General features: G+C 67.6%; 21 protein-coding genes and 1 tRNA gene. 12 read left to right on the top strand and 10 right to left on the bottom strand.

The annotated features are described in order from the left end of the window. Positions 1–5: 5 nt before the first annotated feature. Positions 6–770 carry a c-type cytochrome gene (locus tag U5771_RS01430; RefSeq protein WP_322022293.1) on the bottom strand — a complete coding sequence of 255 codons (765 nt, stop codon included), beginning with the start codon at positions 768–770 and terminating at the stop codon, positions 6–8. A 378-nt stretch (positions 771–1,148) separates the two neighbouring features. Between U5771_RS01430 and U5771_RS01425 the strand changes: the two genes are divergently transcribed. Further along, positions 1,149–2,081, top strand: coding sequence for a CopD family protein (locus tag U5771_RS01425; protein ID WP_322022292.1), 933 nt, complete (start codon positions 1,149–1,151; stop codon positions 2,079–2,081). Positions 2,082–2,219: 138 nt separating this feature from the next. On the opposite strand, the gene dgoD is transcribed toward U5771_RS01425, so the two are convergent. After that, a complete protein-coding gene (gene dgoD / locus U5771_RS01420) occupies positions 2,220–3,368 on the bottom strand; it encodes a galactonate dehydratase (RefSeq protein ID WP_021160175.1) in 1,149 nt (382 codons plus the stop codon). Positions 3,369–3,503: 135 nt separating this feature from the next. Between dgoD and U5771_RS01415 the strand changes: the two genes are divergently transcribed. Then, a complete protein-coding gene (locus U5771_RS01415) occupies positions 3,504–4,208 on the top strand; it encodes a FadR/GntR family transcriptional regulator (RefSeq protein ID WP_322022291.1) in 705 nt (234 codons plus the stop codon). Positions 4,209–4,230: 22 nt separating this feature from the next. Here the strand turns inward: U5771_RS01415 and U5771_RS01410 are convergent, their stop codons facing one another. After that, positions 4,231–4,476: a DUF1272 domain-containing protein gene (locus U5771_RS01410; RefSeq protein ID WP_322022290.1), complete on the bottom strand. Its 246-nt coding sequence runs from the start codon at positions 4,474–4,476 to the stop codon at positions 4,231–4,233. Positions 4,477–4,621: 145 nt separating this feature from the next. Here U5771_RS01410 and U5771_RS01405 point away from each other — a divergent pair, with 145 nt between their 5' ends. Beyond that, a complete protein-coding gene (locus tag U5771_RS01405) occupies positions 4,622–4,969 on the top strand; it encodes a GFA family protein (RefSeq protein ID WP_322022289.1) in 348 nt (115 codons plus the stop codon). Positions 4,970–5,004: 35 nt separating this feature from the next. Here the strand turns inward: U5771_RS01405 and U5771_RS01400 are convergent, their stop codons facing one another. After that, positions 5,005–8,112, bottom strand: a complete 3,108-nt coding sequence (locus U5771_RS01400; RefSeq protein ID WP_322022288.1) for a biosynthetic peptidoglycan transglycosylase — start codon at positions 8,110–8,112, stop codon at positions 5,005–5,007. A 426-nt stretch (positions 8,113–8,538) separates the two neighbouring features. Between U5771_RS01400 and U5771_RS01395 the strand changes: the two genes are divergently transcribed. Then, a complete protein-coding gene (locus U5771_RS01395; protein ID WP_322022287.1) occupies positions 8,539–8,931 on the top strand; it encodes an MAPEG family protein in 393 nt (130 codons plus the stop codon). Positions 8,932–9,097: 166 nt separating this feature from the next. After that, complete coding sequence (locus U5771_RS01390) at positions 9,098–9,382, top strand: PAAR domain-containing protein (protein ID WP_011657840.1); 285 nt, start codon at positions 9,098–9,100, stop codon at positions 9,380–9,382. Between the two features lie 9 nt (positions 9,383–9,391). Here U5771_RS01390 and U5771_RS01385 read toward each other — a convergent pair whose 3' ends face one another. After that, a complete protein-coding gene (locus tag U5771_RS01385) occupies positions 9,392–9,703 on the bottom strand; it encodes a cupin domain-containing protein (RefSeq protein ID WP_322022286.1) in 312 nt (103 codons plus the stop codon). A 78-nt stretch (positions 9,704–9,781) separates the two neighbouring features. Next, entirely contained in the window at positions 9,782–10,465 is a 684-nt protein-coding gene (locus U5771_RS01380) for a DJ-1/PfpI family protein (protein ID WP_322022285.1), read from the bottom strand. Between the two features lie 116 nt (positions 10,466–10,581). Here U5771_RS01380 and U5771_RS01375 point away from each other — a divergent pair, with 116 nt between their 5' ends. After that, entirely contained in the window at positions 10,582–11,550 is a 969-nt protein-coding gene (locus U5771_RS01375; protein WP_322022284.1) for a GlxA family transcriptional regulator, read from the top strand. A gap of 188 nt (positions 11,551–11,738) precedes the next feature. Continuing rightward, positions 11,739–12,710 (top strand): LysR family transcriptional regulator, encoded by a 972-nt coding sequence (locus U5771_RS01370; protein ID WP_322022283.1) that lies wholly within the window; start codon positions 11,739–11,741, stop codon positions 12,708–12,710. Positions 12,711–12,827: 117 nt separating this feature from the next. Here the strand turns inward: U5771_RS01370 and U5771_RS01365 are convergent. The 4 genes from U5771_RS01365 to U5771_RS01350 form a co-directional block, all read right to left on the bottom strand. Continuing rightward, positions 12,828–12,904 (bottom strand) — tRNA-Met (locus U5771_RS01365). A 124-nt stretch (positions 12,905–13,028) separates the two neighbouring features. Next, positions 13,029–14,687 (bottom strand): MFS transporter, encoded by a 1,659-nt coding sequence (locus U5771_RS01360; RefSeq protein ID WP_322022282.1) that lies wholly within the window; start codon positions 14,685–14,687, stop codon positions 13,029–13,031. Positions 14,688–14,916: 229 nt separating this feature from the next. Beyond that, on the bottom strand, positions 14,917–16,470 hold the full coding sequence (locus U5771_RS01355) for a sensor histidine kinase (protein WP_322022281.1): 1,554 nt from the start codon (positions 16,468–16,470) through the stop codon (positions 14,917–14,919). A gap of 17 nt (positions 16,471–16,487) precedes the next feature. Then, on the bottom strand, positions 16,488–17,216 hold the full coding sequence (locus U5771_RS01350; protein WP_322022280.1) for a response regulator transcription factor: 729 nt from the start codon (positions 17,214–17,216) through the stop codon (positions 16,488–16,490). 190 nt (positions 17,217–17,406) lie between these two features. On the opposite strand from U5771_RS01350, the gene recA reads away from it, so the two are divergent. The 5 genes from recA (at position 17,407) to sucD (ending at position 22,363) form a co-directional block, all read left to right on the top strand. Next, positions 17,407–18,477: a recombinase RecA gene (gene recA, locus U5771_RS01345; RefSeq protein ID WP_322022403.1), complete on the top strand. Its 1,071-nt coding sequence runs from the start codon at positions 17,407–17,409 to the stop codon at positions 18,475–18,477. After that, a complete protein-coding gene (recX, locus tag U5771_RS01340; protein WP_322022279.1) occupies positions 18,477–19,346 on the top strand; it encodes a recombination regulator RecX in 870 nt (289 codons plus the stop codon). Before recA ends, recX begins: the two co-directional genes overlap by 1 nt. A gap of 146 nt (positions 19,347–19,492) precedes the next feature. Beyond that, a complete protein-coding gene (locus U5771_RS01335) occupies positions 19,493–20,101 on the top strand; it encodes a DUF2889 domain-containing protein (RefSeq protein ID WP_322022278.1) in 609 nt (202 codons plus the stop codon). A gap of 68 nt (positions 20,102–20,169) precedes the next feature. Continuing rightward, positions 20,170–21,336 carry an ADP-forming succinate--CoA ligase subunit beta gene (gene sucC / locus U5771_RS01330; RefSeq protein ID WP_017334083.1) on the top strand — a complete coding sequence of 389 codons (1,167 nt, stop codon included), beginning with the start codon at positions 20,170–20,172 and terminating at the stop codon, positions 21,334–21,336. Between the two features lie 145 nt (positions 21,337–21,481). Then, positions 21,482–22,363, top strand: a complete 882-nt coding sequence (gene sucD / locus U5771_RS01325) for a succinate--CoA ligase subunit alpha (protein ID WP_010090788.1) — start codon at positions 21,482–21,484, stop codon at positions 22,361–22,363. Positions 22,364–22,393: the final 30 nt, after the last annotated feature.

Here is a 22,393-nt window from a genome sequence, read left to right as displayed (position 1 = left end):
TTGCCTTATTGCGGTTCGCTGCCGCAGGCGAGCGGAGTCTTCATCGAACGCGCCGGGGCCGGCACGGGGTTGGCGGGCGCCGGTTGCGCGGCGAGCCATGCGGTCACGGCCGTCACGTCTTCGTCCGACAGCTTCGACGCGATGTCGTGCATGCAATCCGGTGCCTTCGCGTGGCGGTTGCCCGAGCGCCATGCGCCGAGCTGTGCGCTCAGGTAATCGGCGTGCAGGCCGACGAGGCCCGGGATCGCCGGCTGCATGCCGGTCAGCCCGGCGCCGTGGCAGGCCACGCAGGCCGGCAGCTTGCGCGACGGATCGCCTTGCGTGACGAGCTGCTTGCCGCGCGCGAGCGTGGCAGCCGGCAGCGTCGGCTTGGCCGGCGTCGGGTACGGCGGACGCTCGGCCGAGAAGTGCTCGGCGATCTCTTTCAGGTAATCGTCGTTCAGGTACGTCAGCAGATAGTTCATCGGCGGGTACTTGCGCCGGCCATCACGGAAGTTGACGAGCTGGTTGTACAGGTACTCGGCCGGCTTGCCGGCAAGCCGCGGGAAATAGTCGTTGTCCGTGCCCTGGCCGTGAACGCCGTGACATGCGGTACAGCCGCGCACACGCTCGGCCATGGTATCGGGTGCCTTGAGCGGCGCCTGCTGGGCGTGCGCTTGCTCCGTGGGCTTGGTCTGCGCTTGGGCAGCGCTCATAAGGCCCGCGCCACCGATCAACAGAACGGCGAGCATCGGACGGAAGAGGCGTCTTGAAGACACACGAGACTCCATGTTTATTCGTCGGGGACCTTGTCCGGGCTACGATCGGCTCGGCGCATGGCAGGCAGGACAGCCGGGCTGCTGCGACGCGGCATTCTATCATCGATGGGTAATGACGGCTATTTGGCAAAAGGACATCGGTTCCTGTCTGTTTGCGACTTGCGACAATTTGACGCGCTATGTGCATGGGTTGTGTGAACCGGCGTGCGCTTTGACCATCGAAGACCGTACACTCGCGGGTCGCGCGGCGCCGCCTCCGCCGCAGATCCAGTCATTTCTCCCGTTTCCGGATTCATCGATGACGTTCCTTACCGTGCCGTTGCCGTCTTCCCGCTGTCGTTCCACTTGCCGCCGCACCGCCGGCCGGCCGTTCCCGGGAGGGCGCGCGCGATGAGGATCGACAGCTTGTGGATCGGGCAGGTCGCGCTGGCGGCGTTGATGGACGCGACGTTCGCGATGGCGGTCGGCTCGGCGCTGCTCAAGGCATGGCTCGGCAAGGACGGCGCGCGGCCGGTCATCGCGCCGTCGCATCCCGCATGGCTGCGCGCGCAACATTCGCTGGTCGCGGCGGCGCTGGCGCTCGTGCTCGCCGATCTCGGCTGGCTGGTGTACGAAGCCGCGTCGATGAGCGGCGCGGGGCTCGGCGGCGCGTTCGCCGCGATTCCCGTCATGCTCACGCAGACCCACGCGGGCTTCGCGTGGAGCGTTGCGTTCGCCGGCGCGGTGGTGCTCGCGATCGTCGCGCTGGCGAAGCCGGACGGCCCGCTCGCGCACGCGGTGCTGTGGCTCGCGGTGATCGTGGTCGCGGCCGGCAAGGCGTCGCTCGGCCATGCGGCCGACACCGGCCCGCTGTCCGCGGCGGTCGGCGTGCAGACGCTGCACCTGCTCGCCACCGCGGTATGGGGCGGCCTCGTGCTCGCGGGCGGCCTCGCGGTGCTGCCGGTGCTCGGCTCGTCGGTCGCGCGCGGCGCGCTGATCCGGATCGGTCAGCAACTGTCGCGGACGTCGGTGATCGCGGTCGTCTTCGTGCTCGCCACGGGCGTGCTCAATGCGCTGCGCGGGCTCGGCGGCTCGCTCGCGCCGCTCGACGGCAGTACGTGGGGGCGCGTGCTGTTGCTCAAGCTGCTGCTCGTCGCGCTCGCGCTCGTGCTCGGCGGGCTGAACCGCTTCTCCGCGCTGCCGCGCCTGCGCCGTACCGCGTCGACCGAGGATGCGCACACGTTCCGCAACATCCTGCATCTCGAGGCGCTGACGATGATCGGCGTGTTCGTCGCGGCCGCCGTGCTGGCGTCCTGCGTACCGGGGTTCGCGGCGTTCGGCTGATGGCCTTGGCGGCGCGGCGAGGGCAGGGTGCCCGCGCGCCGCGTACTGCAGATGCAGGAACGGCCGCCTGTCGGGCGGCCGTCTCGAAGCCGATGCGCGGCATGGCCGCCGCGCAACGCACCTCACCTCACGCCTTCATCACCACTCGGCGACGCTGCCGTCCGCGTGGCGCCACACCGGGTTGCGCCAGCGATGGCCGGTCTTCGCCATCTCGCGCACCTTCTCCTCGTTGACGTCGATGCCGAGCCCCGGGCCCTGCGGGATCGCGACGAAGCCGTCCTCGTAGCGGAACACCTCGGGGTTGCGCAGGTAGTCGAGCAGGTCGTTGCCCTGGTTGTAGTGGATGCCGAGGCTCTGTTCCTGGATGAACGCGTTGTAGCTGACCGCATCGAGCTGCAGGCACGCGGCCAGCGCGATCGGGCCGAGCGGGCAGTGCAGCGCGAGCGCGACGTCGTAGCTTTCCGCGAGCGTCGCGATCTTGCGGCACTCGGTGATGCCGCCCGCGTGCGACGCATCGGGCTGGATGATGTCGACGTAGCCGCCGGCGAGAATGTGCTTGAAGTCCCAGCGCGAATAGAGCCGCTCGCCGAGCGCGATCGGCGTGTTGGTCTGGTTGACGATGTCGCGCAGCGCCTCGGCATTCTCCGACAGCACCGGCTCCTCGATGAACATCAGCTTGTACGGATCGAGCTCCTTCGCGAGCACTTTCGCCATCGGCTTGTGCACGCGGCCGTGGAAGTCGACGCCGATCCCGACGTGCGGGCCGACCGCGTCGCGCACCGCCGCGACGTTCGCGATCACCTGCTCGACCTTGTCGTAGGTGTCGACGATCTGCAGCTCCTCGGAGCCGTTCATCTTCACGGCCTTGAAGCCGCGCTCGACCACCGCGCGCGCGTTGTTCGCGACGTCGCTCGGCCGGTCGCCGCCGATCCACGAATACACCTTGATGCGGTCGCGCACCTGGCCGCCGAGCAGCGCATGCACGGGCACGCCGTGATGCTTGCCCTTGATATCCCACAACGCCTGGTCGACGCCCGCGATCGCGCTCATCATGATCGGGCCGCCGCGGTAGAAGCCGGCGCGGTACATCACCTGCCAGTGATCCTCGATCAGCAGCGGGTCGCGGCCGACCAGGTAGTCGGCGAGTTCCTGCACCGCGGCCTCGACCGTGTGCGCGCGGCCCTCGACGACCGGCTCGCCCCAGCCGACGATCCCTTCGTCGGTTTCGATCTTGAGGAACAGCCAGCGCGGCGGGACGACGAAGGTTTCGAGGCGGGTGATTTTCATGGCGCGAGTCTCCAGGGTTGACCGGTGCGGACGCGCGGATGCGACGCCGGTCGAGTGCGTGACGGTTATCCTAGCGTAGCCCGCTAAAAAATAGTATTAATAGCACTATTGCGCAGATAGTGGGCAGCCGCGGCGTTGCCCGCCCAACGGAGGACGATCATTCAACGCGACCTGCATGGACAGACGGCCTTCCGGCTGGCGACGGCGATCCTGCGCGGCGACTATCCGCCCGAATCGCTGCTGCCGCGGGAGCCGGACCTGATGGCGATGTTCGGCGTGAGCCGCACGGTGCTGCGCGAGGCGCTGCGCACGCTGACGTCGAAGGGGCTGGTCGAGTCGCGGCCGAAGGTCGGCACGCGCGTGCGGCCGCGGCGCACGTGGAACCTGCTCGACGCCGACCTGCTCGACTGGTACGCGCGTGTCGCGCCGCCGCTCGCGTTTGCGCTGAAGCTGCAGGAGATGCGCGAGATGATCGAGCCGCATGCGGCCGCGCTGGCTGCCCGCACGCATACGCCCGAAGCGTTCGACGCGATCGACGGCGCGGCGCGCGCGATGGCTGCCGCGCGCAACGTCGACGAATGGGTGCGCGCTGACTTGCGCTTTCACCTGAGCGTGCTGGAGGCCGGCGGCAACGAGCTGCTGGTGCCGCTCGGCGCGCTGATCGATCGCACGCTCGAGGCGCAACTGCACCTGAACGCGCGCCGGGCGGAGGTCTACAACGCGTCGCTCGCCGAGCACGTGGCCGTCAGCGATGCGATCCGCGTGCGCGACGAGGACGGCGCGCGCCGCGCGATGGCGTCGTTGCTCGCGGTGACGCGCGCGCGGATCGAGATGTCGTGACGCGAAGGGCGGGGGCGGGCCGTCAGGGGTTCGCGCAACCGCCCGGCTTCAGCACGCGCTGCGTCGACGCCGGATATTTCGCGAGCAGGCTCGCCGGGCGACGCGGGCGCGCCACCAGCTCGCCGCCGCAGTTCGGGCAACGGCCCTTCAGCACGTCGTCGGCGCAGCTCGCGCAGAACGTGCACTCGAACGTACAGATGCGCGCATCCGCCGAATCGGGCGGCAGGTCCTTGTCGCAGCATTCGCAGCCGGGGCGCAGGTCGAGCATGGCGGTTTTCCTCGTGGTCGGAGCGGGCGCCGCCGCGCATTGCGCGCGACGCGGGTGCGCGCTACTGTACTCGCTTGAGTCGGCCCGGCCAACGGTGTCCCGCCGGGACGCCGTCGACGCGCACGGGCCGCCCCGGGAGACGACCATGCTTTATCGCGGAAGCTGTCACTGCGGCGACGTGAAGTTCGAGGCGGAAGGCGACCTGCAGGGCGTGATGGCCTGCAACTGCTCGATCTGCCGGCGCAAGGGCGCGCTGATGTGGTTCGTGCCGCGCGACCACCTGACGCTCCTCACGCCCGACGATCATCTCGCGACCTACACCTTCAACAAGCACGTGATCCGCCATCGCTTCTGCAAGCGCTGCGGGATTCACACGTTCGGCGAGGGCACCCATCCGAACGGCACCGCGATGGCCGCGATCAACGTGCGATGCCTCGAGGATGTCGATATCGACGCGCTGCCCGTCACGCACTACGACGGCCGCTCGCACTGAGCGGTGCGTCGTCGCATGAGCGCACGGGCCGCCCGTCAGGACGGCTCGGTCGCCTCGGCCTGCGGCGTCGGCGTTTCGGCCTGCGGCGCGGGGCCCGTCGTGCGCGTGCCGGCTTCGGCCGGGCGTTCGATCAGCGGCGCGAGCGCCGGTGCCATCGACTTCAGCAACTGCACGGCCATCGCGCTCGTGAAGTCGTAGCGCGCCGCGTAAGGCTCGTGCGCGGTCGCCGTCAGCACACCGAAGAAGCGGTCGCCGAGCACGAACACGAACGTGCCGCTGCGATTGACCTTGCGCGACTCGATCAGCCGTGCGCCGCGCGCATAGACATTGAAGCGCTGGTCGCCCGTCCCGGTCTTGCCGTACACCTGCAGCGTCTTGCCGTCGGGCAGCGTGAAGCCGCCCGACAGGCGCCGCGCCGTGCCGCTCAGCACGACGTCGCGCAGCAGCGTGCGCGCGACGTTGACGATTTCCGGCGACAGCGTCGGCTGCGGCTGCGCGGTCGCGCGCACGAAGCGCGTTTCGTACGGCGTGCCCTTCGCGAAGTCGAGGCGCGTGATCGTCTCGGTCGGCGCCTTTTGGCCGCCGGTCGCGATCAGGCCGATCAGTTTCGCGAGCGCGTCGGGCTGGTCGCCGGATGCGCCGATCGCGGCCGCGTACGACGGCGTGACTTCGGCGAACGGGTAGCCGAGCGCGCGCCACGCCTTCGAGATTTCCGCGTACGCACGCAACTCGACCATGCGGCGGATGCGCCGGTCCTGGGTCCCGTGGTAGCGCGTCTTGTACAGCCACGAGTACGTGTAGAAGCGCGCATCGCGGCTGTTGCGCTGGACTTCGCCGAGCGACGCGTTCGGGTGCGCGCGCAGGTAGTTGAGCGTCCACAGCGCGAGCGGGTGGACGCTCGCGATGTAGCCGCGATCGTTGAGGTTGAAGCGGTCGATCGCGTACTTCGCGTAGAGCGCGGCGAGATCGTCGTCCGACAGCGTCGCGGCCGGCGTGCCCTTCAGTTGCGCGCGCATTTGCGCATCGAACCACGCGAGCGATTCGTTCGGCGCGACGCTGCGCAGCACCGTCGCGATCTTCGGCGGCGACTTGCGCACGTCCCGCAGCATCAGCGCGAGCGCATCGTCGGGCGCCTTGCCCGCATAACGCGTGTAGTAGCGCTTCACGTAGACCTGGCTTTCGCCGTCGACGAACTGCTCGAGGTAATGCTTGCGCTGCCCCGGATCGCCGAGCCACGACGACGACGGGCCCGCCGTCTGCAGCATCTCGTAGTGGACGATGTCGCGCATCAGCCGCACGAACACGAGGTTGACCGAGTGCTCGAACGCCGCGTGCAGCGTCAGGATGCGGCCGTTGTCCGACTTCTCGAAGTTCGAGAACACCTGCGCGCCGCCGCCCGTGTAGAACACGTCGGGGCTCGCCGAGTACTTGCGTTCGACCGATGCATCGAGCATCGCCTGCAGCGAGCGGTCGCGCGTATGCGACAGGTAGTCGAGCGCCCAGTGCGTCAGCCCGTCGATCGGGTCGGGCTTCACCCGCGCGAGTTGCGCGTTCGACAGGTTGCCGTAGCGCGCGTGCAGGTCGGAGACGATCTGCAGGTAGGTGATCAGCGTGCGCAGCTTCGCGGTCGAGCCGAGGTTGATGCGGCCGCCGCGGTTCACGTCGAACGGCTGGTTCACGCTGTCGGTCTGCACGCGCAGCATGTTCGCGCCGTTGCGATGCTCGTACAGCGTGAAGCTGTACGTGAGGTGCGACGGATCGTCCTTCGGCGCGAGCATCTCGAAGCCGTACAGGCCGGCGGCCTGCGCGCCGTCGCGGGTCGACGCCTTCGCGAGCCGTTCGGCGACCGCCTGCTGCACGCCGTTGTCGAGCGTGCTGGTGGCTTCCAGATCGAGCTGGTCGAGCTGGTACACGTCGCTGATTCCGAGTGCCGACAGCAGCGACGCGCGCGCGGACGACACGGCCTTGCGCGACACGAACGACTGCACGTGCGCGGCGGCCGGCGGCGCGCTGCGCTCGATCCGCGCGGCGAGCGCCGCATCGCGCAGCGAGGGCGAGATCACGCCGCCGGTCGACAGGAGCCGCAGGTAGCTGTCGGTCAGTTTTTGCAGCGCCGGATAGCCGCGATTCAGGAAGTACGACGGCGCGCGCTGCGCGATGATCAGCGACAGCACTTCGCGGAACGCCTTGCCCTGTTCGTCGACGTTGTCGCCGGTCGTCGGCGCGGACAGGATGCGGTTCACGTCGTTGAAGTCGCGGCCGTACCACGCGGCGAGACCGTCACCGATGCCGGTGATTTCGCCCACGTGCGGACGCGCGGCGAGCGGCACCGAGTTCAGGTAGCGCACCAGGATCGCGCGGCGCGCGAGCATCGTCTGCGGGCCGTTCATGTACGCGAGGATCGACGCGGACGCGATCTGCCGCAGCTTCTCCGGCGGCGTCGCGGTGCGGCCGTCGGGCGAATGGCGGAACTTCTCGATCTGCGTCGCGAGCGTGCTGCCGCCCGGGCGGGCCTGATGATGGTTGACGACGTGCATCGCCTGGTCGGCGAGCGCGCGGCCGAAGCGACCCCAGTCGATCGCCGGGTTGCGGTTCGGCTGGTTCGCGTCGAGCAGGTAGCGATCCTCGATGAACAGCAGCGAATCGGCGACCACGCGCGGCACCCTGTCGAAGTCGGTGTACACGCGCTGCGGGAACACGGTCGCGAACAGCGGCGAGCCGGTCGAGTCGAACAGCATCAGCCCGGCCTGGTCCTTCTCTTCGTAAGGCAGGAACAGGCCGTGATCGGCGAGCGACAGCATCCGTTCCGAATCGCGTGCCTGCTTGCCGACGACGAAGCCGCGTGCGAGCAGACGCTGCTGGAACGCGGGAATCATCGCGTAGCCGAGGCGCTGGTCGTACGGCCCGTTGGCAGGGAAGCGAATATGGTCGCTTGCGCCCGCTTCGATGGTGTAGCCAACGTCGCGGGTGAGCTCGGACAGATAGCGCGCCTGCAGGCGCGACGTCTCGATTTCGGTCATCACGAGTCGCGCAATGATCGCGATTGCAATCACCAGCGCGGCCAGCAAGGACCACTTGATCCACGTCCAGACCGATGCACTACCGGTCACGCGCGGCAGGATGCGATTCAGCGGCCGATTCATGGCGGCGTCTCCCTGAAGGCGCGGGCTCCGGCCGCACCCCATTAAGGATTAGTGTAGTCCTCCGCAGCGGGCTGCCAAGGGTGCTTCACTACCGAGATGCGCCGACGCAACGCGCGTGCCTGCGGCGCGCGGCAACCGGCGTTGCGGTGCGGCGGCGCGTGTCGCCGCGACGTAACGTTTGCGCGCTTGCGCCCGCGTGCCATGGGCTGTCGGGGGCAGCCCGGGGGCAGGCCGCCTGGCCGTTTACGCACCGGCTTTGTGCGTTGCGATTGTGCGTCGCGGTATCGCGGCAAATCGGGTCAGATCCTGTCCGCGGAATCAGGGCCGGCGCACGACGACGCTACGGGTTTCCGCGATGGCCGGGTGCACCGGTCGCGGGTACGATCGCCGGGTGTGCGGCGCATGTCCGCTTTCGCCGGGGGTGCCATGTCGATTCATCCCGTCGCGCTCGTTTGCACGGCGATCCTCGGGTTGCTGCTGTTCGGCCTCGGTCTGGTCGTGTCCGTCACGCGCTTCCGGCACACCACCGGTTCCGGGTGTGCGTCCGATCCGACCGACCGGTTGCACAAGATCGTGCGCGCGCACGGCAACACGGCCGAATACGCGCCGTTTCTCGCGGTGCTGTTTCTCTATTTCGGCGTACACGATCCGTCGCGCGCGATCGTGTCGTTGATCGTCGCGGCAACCGCGTGCCGCTGTCTGCTCGTGATCGGATTGCTCGCGTGGCCGACGATGGCCAGGCCGAATCCCGTGCGTTTCATCGGCGCGCTCGGCACGTATCTGTGCGGCGCCGCGCTATGCGTCGCGCTGTTCGTCTGATCGTCTGGCCGGCAGCGCGAATCCCGCGTTGAACGACGTGCATTCGGCGATCTGCCGCGGTGCGGGTGATATCCTCGCGAAACGCCCGCGACCGACGGGCGGATACCGACTGTCCGCACGCGGCCCGACGCCGTGCCGTGCGGCGTTTCCGAGGGAGAGCCGAACCATGAGCCGCAAATTCATACTGAAGGGCGACACGACCGACCATGGCGGCGTCGTGCTCGACGGGATCGCCAATTCGTCGTTCGACGGCCGCGAACTCGCCTATCTCGGCGCGCCGGTGTTCTGCGCCGCATGCAAGACCCAGGGCGTGATCGTGTCCGACGGCGGCGAGCGGACGATGACCGTGATGGGCAAGGTCGTCGCGCTCGAACACGACCTGTGCCAGTGCCTGTGCACGCCGCAGCCGAAGCTGATCCCGTCGCAGGGAACCGGCACCATCTCGGGCTGAAGCCCGTCGTCAGGCGCTGCGTTCGGTCTCGATCACGAGGATGCGCGCTTCGCCGAGCGGGTGCGCGACGTGTTCGGTGCCGATCGTCGCGTGGAATACGTCTCCCGTTTCGAGCACCGTCGCGTGCTCGCCGCCTGCTTCGCGGTAGCGCATCTCGACACGGCCGTCGAGCACCGCGAAGACTTCCTCGCCGTCGTTCACATGCCACCGGTACGGCTGATCGGTCCAGTGCAGGCGCACCGTGATGCCGTTCAGGTTCGCAATGTCCAGCGCGTCCCATGCGCGCTGCGCGGTGAACGCGGTGCTGCGGATGATGTTCATCGTCAGGTCCGATCCGTGAGTCCGATTGCCGGGGAGGGCGGGCAGGCTGCCCGCCCGCTGGATGCCGTGTATCCGGGATCAGCGCGACCTCGCGCGCAAGGCCGCGTCGATCGTCTGCCTGCGCTTCTCCAGGCCGGCCGCCGAGCGTTCGGTCACGCGCGTCAGCACCGACGCCGGCGCGGTATCCGGCGAGCCTGCATCGAACGGCGGCGCGGGTGCATATTCGAGCGCCAGCTGGATCGCCTGCGCCTCTTCGTCGCCGACGAGTTCGGCGGCGATCGTCAAGGCGAAGTCGATGCCGGCCGTCACGCCGCCGCCGGTGATCAGGTTGCCGTCGCGCACCACGCGCTCACGCACCGGCACCGCACCGAGCGGCTCGAGCAGCGAATGAAACGCCCAGTGCGTCGTCGCGCGGCGTCCGCGCAGCAGCCCGGCCACGCCGAGCAGCAGCGCGCCCGTGCAGACCGACGTCACGTAGCGCGCGGCGGCCGCGCGCTGCCGCACGAATGCGATCGTTTCGGCATCGAGCAGCAGGTCGTTGATCCCGATCCCGCCCGGCACGCAGATCACGTCGAGCGGCGGGCAGTCGTCGAACGTGCAGGTCGGCGCGAGTGCGAGGCCGCTGCTCGACGCGACGCTGTCGCGCGATTTCCAGACCAGATGGACAACCGCGTCGGGCAGCGACGCGAGCACGTCGTGCGGGCCGGTGAGATCGAGTTGCTGGACGCCCGGAAACACGAGAAGGCCGATATGCAGGGTCATGCGAACACTCCGGATGGAAGGGGCGGCGCCGCGGCCGGCGCACGATGGACAGATCGATTCTAGGCGCGTAGTGTTTGGCGAAATTGCCAGATCACCCACGTTTTCAGCCAATCGCCATGCCTGCCGCCCCGCGCTCGATCGTGGTCCTCGCGTTCCCCCGTGCGCAGTTGCTCGACGTGACCGGGCCGCTGCAGGTGTTCGCGTCCGTCAACGAACTCGCGCAGGAGCGCGGTCAGCCCGCGCCGTATGCGCCGCGCGTCGTGGCCGCCGAGGCCGGGCCGATCGAGACGTCGTCCGGCCTCGTGGTGATGGCCGATTCGCTGCGCTCGGCCGGGCGGCCCGACACGGTGATCGTGGCCGGCGGCAAGGGCGTGCACGCCGCATCGCGGGATGCGCGAACCGTGCGCTGGGTCCGGCAGCAGGCGCAGCGCGCGCGACGTGTCGCGTCGGTCTGTACCGGTGCGTTCCTGCTCGCCGAGGCCGGCTTGCTCGACGGTCGGCGCGCGGTCACGCATTGGGCGCGCTGCGACGAATTCGCGGCGCGCTATCCGAACGTGCGCGTGGAGCCCGATCCGATCTTCATCCGCGAAGGTGCGCTGTGGACGTCGGCCGGCGTGACGGCCGGCATCGATCTCGCGCTCGCGCTCGTCGAGGAGGACCTCGGGCGGGCGATCGCGCTCGACGCCGCGCGCGAGCTCGTCGTGTTCCTGAAGCGGCCGGGCGGGCAGGCGCAGTTCAGCGCGATGCTGTCGATGCAGCGCAGCGACGACCGCTTCGGCGATCTGCATGCGTGGATCGCCGAGCACCTGACGGCCGACCTGTCGGTGCCGGCGCTCGCCGAGCGCGTCAGCATGAGCGAGCGCAGCTTCGTGCGTCACTACCGGGCGGGCACCGGCCGCACGCCCGCGCGCGCGGTGGAACAGATTCGCGTCGAGGCCGCGCAGCGCTTGCTCGGCGAAACCGCGTGGCCCGTCAAGCGGATCGCCACGCGGTGCGGCTTCGGTTCGGAAGAGACGCTGCGGCGCAGTTTCGTGCGCGTGCTCGGCGTGTCGCCGCAGGGCTATCGCGAGCGGTTCGTGCGCTGACGTGCCGGTGCGCGGGCCACGCGTGGCGGCCAGGGACGGAGCAGTCGTCCGGAACTGCACGAATCCCGATCACTTTCGAGTCCGAAACGCCGCGACTATTCAGGCATGGAGAACAATAGGCGGGGGCTTGTGCCGCGCGGGTTGCGCGCTCTATTCTGTTCCGTTGGCGATTCGAAGGGGGGCGCAGCATGGACCGCATCCAGGCAATGGAAGTTTTCACCCGCGTGGTCGACGCGAACAGCTTCACGCGCGCGGCCGACACGCTCGCGATGCCGCGCGCGTCGGTCACGACCATCATCCAGAATCTCGAGGCGCTGCTCGGCGTGCGCCTGATGCACCGGACGACGCGCCGGCTGTCGCTGACGCCGGAGGGCGCCGCGTACTACGAGCATTGCATGAAGATCATCTCGGAGATCGCGGAAGCCGACGCGAGTTTCCAGACCGGCAACCGCAAGCCGAGCGGCGTGCTGCGCGTCCACATGCCGAGTTCGCTCGGGCGGCGCGTCGTGTTGCCGGCGCTGTCGATCTTCCGGCAGCGCTATCCGGACATCACGCTCGACCTCGGCCTGTCGGACCGCTACGTGGATCCGGTCGAGGAGGGGATCGACTGCATGATCCGGGTCGGGCCACTCGAGGATTCGTCGATGGTCGCGCGGCGGATCGGGATGCTCAAGCGCGTGACCTGCGCGTCGCCCGACTATCTCGCGCGTCACGGCGAGCCGCAGGAAATCGCCGACCTGGCCGACCATCATGCGGTGAATTTCCGCGCGAGCCACGGCGCGCGGGCGATTCCGTGGGTGTTCATGATCGAGGGCAAGCCGGTCGAGGTGCGGATGAACGGCAGTGTCACCGTCAACGATTCGGATGCGTACGTGACGTGCGGGCTCGAAGGGTTCGGGATGATCCAGCCGACGCTGTTCATGGTGCTGCCGAACCTGCGCGACGGCTCGCTGGTCGAGGTGCTGCCCGACTGCAATCCGAAGCCCAAGCCGATCTCGATCGTGTATCCGCACAACCGGCATCTGTCGCAGAAGGTACGTGTGTTCGCTGACTGGATCGCGGAGCTGTTCGAGTCGACCCCGGCAATGGAGGGTGGCGAGAACTGGCGGGGGAAGGTGCGGGCGGAGGCGGTGGAGGAGCGGGGATCGGTGGTGGCGTAACGGGTGGGACGCGCGTGCCTGCAGGGCAGGCGGCGCGCGAATCCGCGCACGCGCCGGATGACGGGCCACGCAATGAAAAAAGCCGCTGTTCCTTGCGGAACAGCGGCTTTTCGCATTTGGTGGCGAATCAGGGACTCGAACCCCGGACCTGCGGATTATGATTCCGTCGCTCTAACCGACTGAGCTAATTCGCCGAAGAGTTGAATTATGCTGATATGCCCCCGGGCTGTCAACACCTTTTTTCATCTTCCCTGAAAAAAGTTGCCGGCGGCCCGTGCCGGCCCGGATTGCGGGCGGGTTTCCGCCCGCAATCCGATCTCAATCCTGCGCGTAGATGTTCGAGTCCTTCGTCTCCTTGACGAACAGCAGGCCGATCACGAACGTGGCCAGCGCGATCACGATCGGATACCACAGCCCCGAATAGATGTTGCCCTGCGCGGCGACGATCGCGAACGCGGTTGCCGGCAGGAAGCCGCCGAACCAGCCGTTGCCGATGTGATACGGCAGCGACATCGACGTGTAGCGGATCCGCGTCGGGAACATCTCGACGAGCATGGCCGCGATCGGGCCGTAGACCATCGTCACGTAGATCACGAGGATCGTCAGGATCACGATCGTCATCGGCCAGTTGAGCTGCGCCGGGTCGGCCTTCGCCGGATAGCCGGCCGCCTTCAGCGTCGACGCGAGCGTCTTGTCGAACGCCGCACCCTGCGCCTTCGCGTCGGCCGCCTTGCCGTCATAGGCCGCGATCACCGTGTCGCCCACCTTGATCTCGGCGGTCGCGCCGGCCGGCGCCGCGACGTTCTCGTAGTTCAGGCCGGCCTTCGAGAGCGCGCTCTTCGCGATGTCGCACGAGTTCGTGAACTTCGACGTGCCCACCGGGTTGAACTGGAACGAGCAGCCGGCCGGGTCCGCGACGACCGTGATCGGCGCCTTCTGCGTTGCCAGTTCGAGCTGCGGGTTCGCGTAGTGCGTGAGCGCCTTGAACAGCGGGAAGTAGGTGAGCGCCGCGACCAGGCAGCCGGCGAGGATGATCGGCTTGCGGCCGATCCGGTCCGACAGCGAGCCGAAGAACAGGAAGAACGGCGTGCCGATCAGCAGGGCGATCGCGATCAGGATGTTCGCGCTGGCACCGTCGACCTTCAGCGTCTGCGTGAGGAAGAACAGTGCGTAGAACTGGCCCGTGTACCACACGACGGCCTGGCCGGCGGTCAGGCCGACGAGCGCGAGGATCACGATCTTCAGGTTCTTCCACTGGCCGAACGCTTCGGTCAGCGGCGCCTTCGACGTCTTGCCTTCCGCCTTGATGCGCAGGAACACCGGCGATTCGTTCAGCTGCATCCGGATCCACACCGACACCGCGAGCAGCAGGATCGACGCGACGAACGGCACGCGCCAGCCCCAGTTGCCGAACGCTTCCTCGCCGATGAACGTGCGCACGCCGAGGATCACCAGCAGCGACAGGAACAGGCCGAGCGTCGCGGTCGTCTGGATCCACGCGGTGTAGAAGCCGCGGCGGTTCGCCGGCGCATGTTCGGCGACGTAGGTGGCCGCGCCGCCGTACTCGCCGCCGAGCGCGAGGCCCTGCAGCAGCCGCATCGCGATGAAGATCACGGGCGCCGCGATGCCGATCGATGCATAGCCGGGCAGGAAGCCGACCACGAAGGTCGAGATGCCCATGATCACGATCGTCACGAGGAACGTGTGCTTGCGGCCGACGAGGTCGCCGAGCCGGCCGAACACGATCGCGCCGAACGGACGCACGGCGAAGCCGGCCGCGAAGCCGAGCAGCGTGAAGATGAAGGCGGCGGTCGGATTGACTCCGGAGAAGAAGCTCTTGCTGATGTAGGCCGCGAGTGATCCGGCCAGGTAAAAGTCGTACCACTCGAACACGGTGCCGAGCGACGACGCGAAGATCACCTTCTTCTCTTCGCCCGTCATCGGCGAGTGCGAAATTTGCTCGCCTAACGTTGCCATGAATCGTCTCCAAGTCCCTTGATATAGATGTGCGGCCGCCTTGGGTGGGCGGGCCTGTCGACGATTATTGGCACGGAAACTTACGGCGCACTGACTCGCGGGCACAAAACGACTGCGCGTTAACCCGCGCCGAATCGGTTGTTTCGCGCCCCGATCGTGTCGCAAACGGTTGGTAAAGCGCCGGTTTCGATGCGATCGCGGCGCGGTACGCGGGGTGGGCCCGCGCGTGTCAGGATGGGTCGGGGGCGGCGTCCGACAACGGCAGGCTGATGCGCACGAGCGTGCCCGCGAGGCGCGGTGTGCTCTGGTAGACGTGATCGTCCAGCGTCAACGTGCCGCCGTGCTGCGCGGCAATCTCGCGCACGATCGCGAGCCCGAGGCCGCTGCCGTCGCCTTCGCGGCCGAGGATCCGGTAGAAGCGCTCGACCACGCGGTCGCGTTCGGCGGCCGGGATGCCGGGCCCGGTGTCCTCGACCTCGAGATGCACGCGCCGCGCCGCAGGCTCGGTCCGCACGCGCACGGTGATGCGGCCGCCCGCGGGCGTGTAGCGGATCGCGTTGTCGACCAGGTTGCCGAGCATCTCGCGCAGCATCACGGGATTGCCGTCGACGTCGAGCGGCGCGTCGTCCTCCGGGCCTTCGTAGCCGAGGTCCATGCGCTTCGCGAGCGCGGCCTGCACCCAGTCGCGCACCGTACGGCGCGCCAGTGCGGCGATCTCGACCGGCTCGAACGTCAGCCCGCTCGCGCGGTTCTCGGCGCGCGCGAGCGCGAGCAGCTGCGTGACGAGCCGCGCGGCCTGCTCGGAGCTCGTCGCGATCTGCTCGAGCGAGCGCTGCACGTCGGGCGGCACGGGGTGGCGCAGCGCGAACTCGGCCTGCGTGCGCAGCCCCGCGAGCGGCGTCTTCATCTGGTGCGCGGCGTCGGCGATGAAGCGTTTCTGCAGCGCCATGTTCTGTTCGAGGCGCGCGAGCAGGTCGTTGAACGACGTGACGAGCGGCTCGATCTCGGGCGGCGCGCGCTGCGCCTCGACGGGCGACAGGTCGTCGGGCCGCCGCGCGCGGATGTGCGCCTGCAGCGCGTTGAGCGGCGCGAGCCCGCGCGACAGCCCGAACCACACGAGCAGGATCGCGAGCGGCAGGATCACGAACTGCGGCAGGATCACGCCCTTGATGATGTCGTTCGCGAGCGCGTTGCGCTTGTCGAGCGTCTCGCCGACCTGCACCAGCACGGGCTGCGTGCCGCTCGGCTCCGGCAGCGCGACAGTCGTATACGCAACGCGCACGTCGTTGCCGCGCAGCAGGTCGTCGCGGAACACGACGACGCCCGGCGGCGGACGGTCCTCGTCGCGCGGCAGCGGCATGTCGGCCTCGCCCGCGACCAGCTCGCCGCGCGTGCCGAGCACCTGGAAGTAAACGCTGTCGACGTTGTCCGCGCGCAGGAAGTCGCGCGTCTGCTGCGGCAGCGTCAGCTCGGCGACGCCGTTGACCGGATGGATCTGCCGCGCGAGCACGTACGCGTTGGTCTCGAGCGCGCGGTCGAACGGGCCGTTCGCGATCGTCTTCGCGACGAGATAGGTGACGGCGATGCTCATCGGCCACAGCAGCAGGAGCGGCGCGAGCATCCAGTCGAGGATTTCGCCGAACAGCGAGCGCGGGCGCGCGGCCTCGGGCGTGTCGGTTTCGTCGGGGGGCGCGAACGGGTTCTCGTAGCGTGCGTCGCGCGCGGCGTCGGCGGCGGACGATTGCTCGCCGGTCGGATGGCGGGAATGGGCCGGCGTGGCCATCGCGGCGACCGCCGGTTTCAGCGCAGCGGCGTGCCGGCCGCCGCGGGCTGGGGCGCGGCCGAGTCGGCCGGCGCCGCGGGCGCGACTTTCTCGAGGCAGTAGCCGAGGCCGCGCACGGTGGAAATCCGCACGCCGCTCGGCTCGATCTTCTTGCGCAGCCGGTGCACGTACACTTCGATCGCGTTATTGCTGACTTCCTCGCCCCACTCGCACAGATGGTCGACGAGCTGCTCCTTCGACACGAGCCGGCCGATGCGCTGCAGCAGCACTTCGAGCAGCCCGAGCTCGCGCGCGGACAGATCGAGCACGCGCTCGTTCGCATACGCGATGCGGCCGACCTGGTCGAACGCGAGTGAGCCGTGGCGCACGACGGTCGGGCCGCCGCCCGCGCCGCGCCGGGTCAGCGCGCGCACGCGCGCCTCGAGCTCGTTGAGCGCGAACGGCTTGGCCATGTAGTCGTCCGCGCCGAGGTCGAGCCCCTTCACGCGCTCGTCGACGCTGTCGGCGGCGGTCAGGATCAGCACGGGGAGATTGGAATTGCGCGCGCGCAGGCGCTTCAGCACGTCGAGCCCGGACATCTTGGGCAGCCCGAGATCGAGGATCAGCAGGTCGAAGGCCTGCATCGACAGCGCGGTATCGGCCTCGACGCCGCTCTTCACGTGGTCGACCGCATAGCCCGATTGGCGGAGTGACCGGGTGAGGCCGTCCGCGAGTATGCTGTCGTCTTCGGCGATGAGAATTCGCATGTTGCTGACTGGTGGCCGGCGGGGCGTTCGCGCCGGCGCGGCTGTCTCCGAAGTTATCCGTGTACAACGCAGCCTGCATTGCGGGCTTGCACAAAACACTGTTTTTTTATACAGTGTCTGCATTCGTGGGCGGCGCTTGAAAGCGGGCGCGCCTCTGACAGACGCTGCTCATCATAGCAAAGGACGATTCATGGAAGATAGCAAGAAGGGCTCCGGGATGACCGCCGAGAAGAGCAAGGCGCTGGCGGCCGCACTCGCACAGATCGAGAAGCAGTTCGGCAAAGGGTCGATCATGCGGATGGGCGACGGCGAAGCGACCGAAGACATCCAGGTCGTCTCCACGGGCTCGCTGGGTCTCGACATCGCGCTCGGCGTCGGCGGCCTGCCGCGCGGCCGGGTGGTCGAGATCTACGGTCCGGAATCGTCGGGTAAAACCACGCTCACGCTGCAGGTCATCGCCGAACTGCAGAAGATCGGCGGCACGGCTGCCTTCATCGACGCCGAGCACGCGCTCGACGTCCAGTACGCGTCGAAGCTCGGCGTGAACGTGCCGGAGCTGCTGATCTCGCAGCCGGACACCGGCGAGCAGGCGCTCGAAATCACCGATGCGCTGGTGCGCTCGGGCTCGATCGACATGATCGTCATCGACTCGGTCGCGGCGCTTGTGCCGAAGGCCGAAATCGAGGGCGAGATGGGCGATTCGCTGCCGGGCCTGCAGGCTCGCCTGATGTCGCAGGCGCTGCGCAAGCTGACGGGCACGATCAAGCGCACGAACTGCCTCGTGATCTTCATCAACCAGATCCGGATGAAGATCGGCGTGATGTTCGGCAACCCGGAAACCACGACGGGTGGTAACGCGCTGAAATTCTATGCATCGGTGCGTCTCGATATCCGCCGGATCGGCTCGATCAAGAAGAACGACGAGGTGATCGGTAACGAAACCCGCGTGAAGGTCGTCAAGAACAAGGTGTCGCCGCCGTTCCGCGAAGCGATCTTCGACATCCTGTACGGCGAAGGCATTTCGCGTCAGGGCGAGATCATCGATCTCGGCGTGCAGGCGAAGATCGTCGACAAGGCAGGCGCCTGGTACAGCTACAACGGCGAGAAGATCGGTCAGGGCAAGGACAACGCGCGTGAATTCCTGCGTGAGAATCCGGAAATCGCCCGCGAGATCGAGAACCGCATTCGTGAGTCGCTCGGCGTCGCTGCGATGCCCGATGGCGCAGGCAACGAAGCCGAGGCGATGGACGAAGAAGAGTGATGGTCGGGCGCCGAGGTCAGGCTGGCGAACCGGAACCGAGCGACACGCCCGAATCGGCGGGTCGCTCCGGCCGGCGAGCCGCATCCTCGGGTGCCGACCGGCGGGGCGCGGGCAGCCATGCCGCGAACCGCACCGCGACGAGGGCATCCGACGATGCCCTCGTTTCGTTTGAGATGACCGCGCCGGTCGATCCGTTCGACGACGACGAATCGTTCGACGCGCACGACCGGTCGCGCCGTCGCGTGTCCGGTGTCAGCTTCCCGGGCGAGCGCGCAGCCGATGCGGCGGCGTCGGTCAAGGAAGATGTGTATACACGCAGCAGCCAGCATCCGCGTCGCACGCGCCGTGCGTCCGGCGGCTCAGGCAGCGCCGCTTCCGGCGACGCGTCCGGCATCGCCGAGCGCAAGTCGTCGAAACCGCCGCGTTCGCTGAAGGGCCGCGCACTCGGCTATCTGTCACGGCGCGAATACAGCCGCACCGAACTCGCGCGCAAGCTCGCACCGTATGTCGGCGAGGACGAATCGGTCGAGCCGGTGCTCGATGCACTGGAGCAGGAAGGCTGGCTGTCCGACGCACGCTTCGCCGAGAGCCTCGTGCATCGCCGCGCATCGCGCGTCGGTGTCGCGCGCATCGTCAGCGAACTGAAGCGCCATGCGGTCGGCGACAGTCTCGTCGAGGAAGTGAATGCGCAATTGCGCGAGACCGAGTGGACACGCGCGCAGGCCGTCTGGCGCAAGAAATTCGGTGCACTGCCGCAAACGCCCGCCGAGCGCGCGAAACAGGCGCGCTTCCTTGCCGCGCGCGGCTTCTCGAGCGCGACCATCGTGAAGTTGCTGAAGGTCGGCGACGATTTCCTGATCGACGACTGACCGGTTCGATCGCGCGCGCCGCGCGCGATTTTGCTGCAATGCAACCGTTTCCGGACAGGCGGGAATACCCGCCGTCGCGGCCGGCTGCCTCAAATACCCAATATGCTAAAATCCACGGGTTTTCCTCTTCGGCCTCAACCTCCAGCATGCCGCTATCCGAGCCCGTGCCCCGACAGTTGCGACATCGACGCGCAATCCGAGCGGAAGCTTACGAGCGCGGCGACGGCCTGTGGGACATCGAAGCCTGCCTGACCGACCACAAGCCGCGCGATGTCGCGCTTGCGTCGGGCATCCGGCCCCAGGGCCTGCCGATCCACGAACTCTGGCTGCGCGTGACCATCGATCGTGACCTCAATGTCGTCGACGCCGAAGCGTCTTCGGAATGGGTTCCCTATCCCGGTCACTGTCAATCCGCCCCTCCCGCCTATCGGGCCCTCATCGGGCTCAATCTCTTCCGCAATTTCCGCCGCAACGCGAACCGGCTGCTCGCCGGCGTCGCGGGCTGTTCCCATCTCACCGAACTGTGCGCCGTGCTGCCGACGGCCGCGATCCAGGCGTTCGCCGGTGATGTGTGGAACGTGCGCGAAGAGGGGGGCGAAGGCCCGGATCATGACGGCGAGCACGTCGAACCGCCTTTCCAGCTCGGCCGCTGCCGGGCCTTGCGGTTCGACGGCGAGGTCGTGCGGCAGTACTACCCGCGCTGGTATGGCGCGAGCCGGCCGGACGTGCCCGGTGAGGGCAGCACGAAGGAATGAACGGAAATCATTCGAAGAAGCGTCTTAAGCGACATTTCATCCAACTCTCAGACTGAAGGGAATCACGCATGAAGATTCACGAGTACCAGGGTAAGGAAATCCTGCGGAAATTCGGAGTCGCGGTACCGCGCGGCAAGCCGGCGTTCTCGGTTGACGAGGCCGTCAAGGTGGCAGAAGAGCTCGGCGGCCCGGTGTGGGTCGTGAAGGCTCAGATTCACGCGGGTGGCCGTGGCAAGGGCGGCGGCGTGAAGGTGGCGAAGTCGATCGAGCAGGTTCGCGAATACGCGAACCAGATCCTCGGCATGCAGCTCGTCACGCACCAGACCGGTCCGGAAGGCCAGAAGGTCAACCGTCTGATGATCGAAGAAGGCGCCGACATCAAGCAGGAACTGTATGTCAGCCTCGTCGTCGATCGCGTGTCGCAAAAGATCGTTCTGATGGGTTCGAGCGAAGGCGGCATGGACATCGAAGAAGTCGCCGAAAAGCACCCGGAACTGATCCACAAGGTCATCGTCGAGCCGTCGACCGGCCTGCTCGATGCGCAGGCAGACGACCTCGCCGCGAAGATCGGCGTGCCGGCTGCTTCGATTCCCCAAGCGCGCGCCATCCTGCAAGGCCTGTACAAGGCATTCTGGGAAACCGATGCGTCGCTGGCTGAAATCAACCCGCTGAACGTCTCCGGCGACGGCAAGGTCATCGCACTCGACGCGAAGTTCAACTTCGACTCGAACGCGCTGTTCCGCCACCCGGAAATCGTCGCGTACCGCGACCTGGACGAAGAAGATCCGGCTGAAATCGAAGCGTCGAAGTTCGACCTCGCGTACATCTCGCTCGACGGCAACATCGGCTGTCTCGTGAACGGCGCAGGCCTCGCGATGGCGACGATGGACACCATCAAGCTGTTCGGCGGCGAGCCGGCGAACTTCCTGGACGTCGGCGGTGGCGCGACGACCGAGAAGGTCACGGAAGCGTTCAAGCTGATGCTGAAGAACCCGGACCTGAAGGCGATCCTCGTGAACATCTTCGGCGGCATCATGCGCTGCGACGTGATCGCGGAAGGCGTGATCGCCGGTTCGAAGGCCGTGAACCTGAACGTGCCGCTCGTCGTGCGCATGAAGGGCACGAACGAGGACCTCGGCAAGAAGATGCTGGCCGATTCGGGCCTGCCGATCATTTCGGCGGACAGCATGGAAGAGGCTGCGCAGAAGGTCGTCGCGGCTGCCGAAGGCAAGTAAAGGCGCCCCCGGACCTGGCGCTGCGCGTCAGGCCCCCCGTGGGGGTCAAGAAAACTTGGGGCTGCCCGGCGTTTTCTTGAAGGCTATCGAATACGCATGGCGGCGCGGCTGATACGCGACGCCAATCGAACAGAGGTCAAAATACATGTCGATTCTGATCAACAAGGACACGAAGGTCATCACGCAGGGCATTACCGGCAAAACCGGTCAGTTCCACACGCGCGCCTGCCGTGAATACGCAAACGGCCGCGAAGCATTCGTCGCGGGCGTGAACCCGAAGAAGGCCGGCGAAGATTTCGAAGGCATTCCGATCTACGCGAGCGTCAAGGAAGCGAAGGCGGAAACCGGCGCGACCGTGTCGGTCATCTACGTTCCGCCGGCAGGCGCAGCCGCTGCGATCTGGGAAGCGGTCGAAGCCGACCTGGATCTCGCGATCTGCATCACGGAAGGCATCCCCGTGCGCGACATGATCGAAGTGAAGGACCGCATGCGTCGCGAAGGCCGCAAGACGCTGCTGCTCGGGCCGAACTGCCCGGGCACGATCACGCCGGACGAGCTGAAGATCGGCATCATGCCGGGTCACATCCACCGCAAGGGCCGCATCGGCGTCGTGTCGCGTTCGGGCACGCTGACGTATGAAGCGGTTGCTCAGCTGACGGCGCTGGGCCTCGGCCAGTCGTCGGCAGTCGGTATCGGCGGCGACCCGATCAACGGTCTGAAGCACATCGACGTGATGAAGATGTTCAACGACGATCCGGATACGGATGCGGTCGTGATGATCGGCGAAATCGGCGGTCCGGACGAAGCCAACGCCGCTCAGTGGATCAAGGACAACATGAAGAAGCCGGTCGTCGGCTTCATCGCGGGCGTCACGGCGCCCCCGGGCAAGCGCATGGGCCACGCCGGCGCGCTGATCTCGGGCGGTGCGGATACGGCCGAAGCGAAGCTGGAAATCATGGAAGCGTGCGGCATCACCGTCACGCGCAACCCGTCGGAAATGGGTCGCCTGCTGAAGAAGGCACTGTAATTTCCGTGTGGTTCGTCCTGCAGAAAACGC

Origin of the sequence: Burkholderia sp. BCC1977 (assembly GCF_905339595.1) — a bacterium.
Lineage (GTDB): Bacteria > Pseudomonadota > Gammaproteobacteria > Burkholderiales > Burkholderiaceae > Burkholderia.
Note: the sequence above shows the minus strand (reverse complement) of the source record. Positions and strands in the feature narration are given on the sequence as shown.

Bases quoted from the DNA above. Each gene is read 5' to 3' on its own strand.
- U5771_RS01430 (WP_322022293.1), bottom strand. From the start codon at position 770: ATGGAGTCTCGTGTGTCTTCAAGACGCCTCTTCCGTCCGATGCTCGCC.
- U5771_RS01425 (WP_322022292.1), top strand. From the start codon at position 1,149: ATGAGGATCGACAGCTTGTGGATCGGGCAGGTCGCGCTGGCGGCGTTG.
- dgoD (WP_021160175.1), bottom strand. From the start codon at position 3,368: ATGAAAATCACCCGCCTCGAAACCTTCGTCGTCCCGCCGCGCTGGCTG.
- U5771_RS01410 (WP_322022290.1), bottom strand. From the start codon at position 4,476: ATGCTCGACCTGCGCCCCGGCTGCGAATGCTGCGACAAGGACCTGCCG.
- U5771_RS01405 (WP_322022289.1), top strand. From the start codon at position 4,622: ATGCTTTATCGCGGAAGCTGTCACTGCGGCGACGTGAAGTTCGAGGCG.
- U5771_RS01400 (WP_322022288.1), bottom strand. From the start codon at position 8,112: ATGAATCGGCCGCTGAATCGCATCCTGCCGCGCGTGACCGGTAGTGCA.
- U5771_RS01395 (WP_322022287.1), top strand. From the start codon at position 8,539: ATGTCGATTCATCCCGTCGCGCTCGTTTGCACGGCGATCCTCGGGTTG.
- U5771_RS01390 (WP_011657840.1), top strand. From the start codon at position 9,098: ATGAGCCGCAAATTCATACTGAAGGGCGACACGACCGACCATGGCGGC.
- U5771_RS01385 (WP_322022286.1), bottom strand. From the start codon at position 9,703: ATGAACATCATCCGCAGCACCGCGTTCACCGCGCAGCGCGCATGGGAC.
- U5771_RS01380 (WP_322022285.1), bottom strand. From the start codon at position 10,465: ATGACCCTGCATATCGGCCTTCTCGTGTTTCCGGGCGTCCAGCAACTC.
- U5771_RS01375 (WP_322022284.1), top strand. From the start codon at position 10,582: ATGCCTGCCGCCCCGCGCTCGATCGTGGTCCTCGCGTTCCCCCGTGCG.
- U5771_RS01370 (WP_322022283.1), top strand. From the start codon at position 11,739: ATGGACCGCATCCAGGCAATGGAAGTTTTCACCCGCGTGGTCGACGCG.
- U5771_RS01360 (WP_322022282.1), bottom strand. From the start codon at position 14,687: ATGGCAACGTTAGGCGAGCAAATTTCGCACTCGCCGATGACGGGCGAA.
- U5771_RS01355 (WP_322022281.1), bottom strand. From the start codon at position 16,470: ATGGCCACGCCGGCCCATTCCCGCCATCCGACCGGCGAGCAATCGTCC.
- U5771_RS01350 (WP_322022280.1), bottom strand. From the start codon at position 17,216: ATGCGAATTCTCATCGCCGAAGACGACAGCATACTCGCGGACGGCCTC.
- recA (WP_322022403.1), top strand. From the start codon at position 17,407: ATGGAAGATAGCAAGAAGGGCTCCGGGATGACCGCCGAGAAGAGCAAG.
- recX (WP_322022279.1), top strand. From the start codon at position 18,477: ATGGTCGGGCGCCGAGGTCAGGCTGGCGAACCGGAACCGAGCGACACG.
- U5771_RS01335 (WP_322022278.1), top strand. From the start codon at position 19,493: ATGCCGCTATCCGAGCCCGTGCCCCGACAGTTGCGACATCGACGCGCA.
- sucC (WP_017334083.1), top strand. From the start codon at position 20,170: ATGAAGATTCACGAGTACCAGGGTAAGGAAATCCTGCGGAAATTCGGA.
- sucD (WP_010090788.1), top strand. From the start codon at position 21,482: ATGTCGATTCTGATCAACAAGGACACGAAGGTCATCACGCAGGGCATT.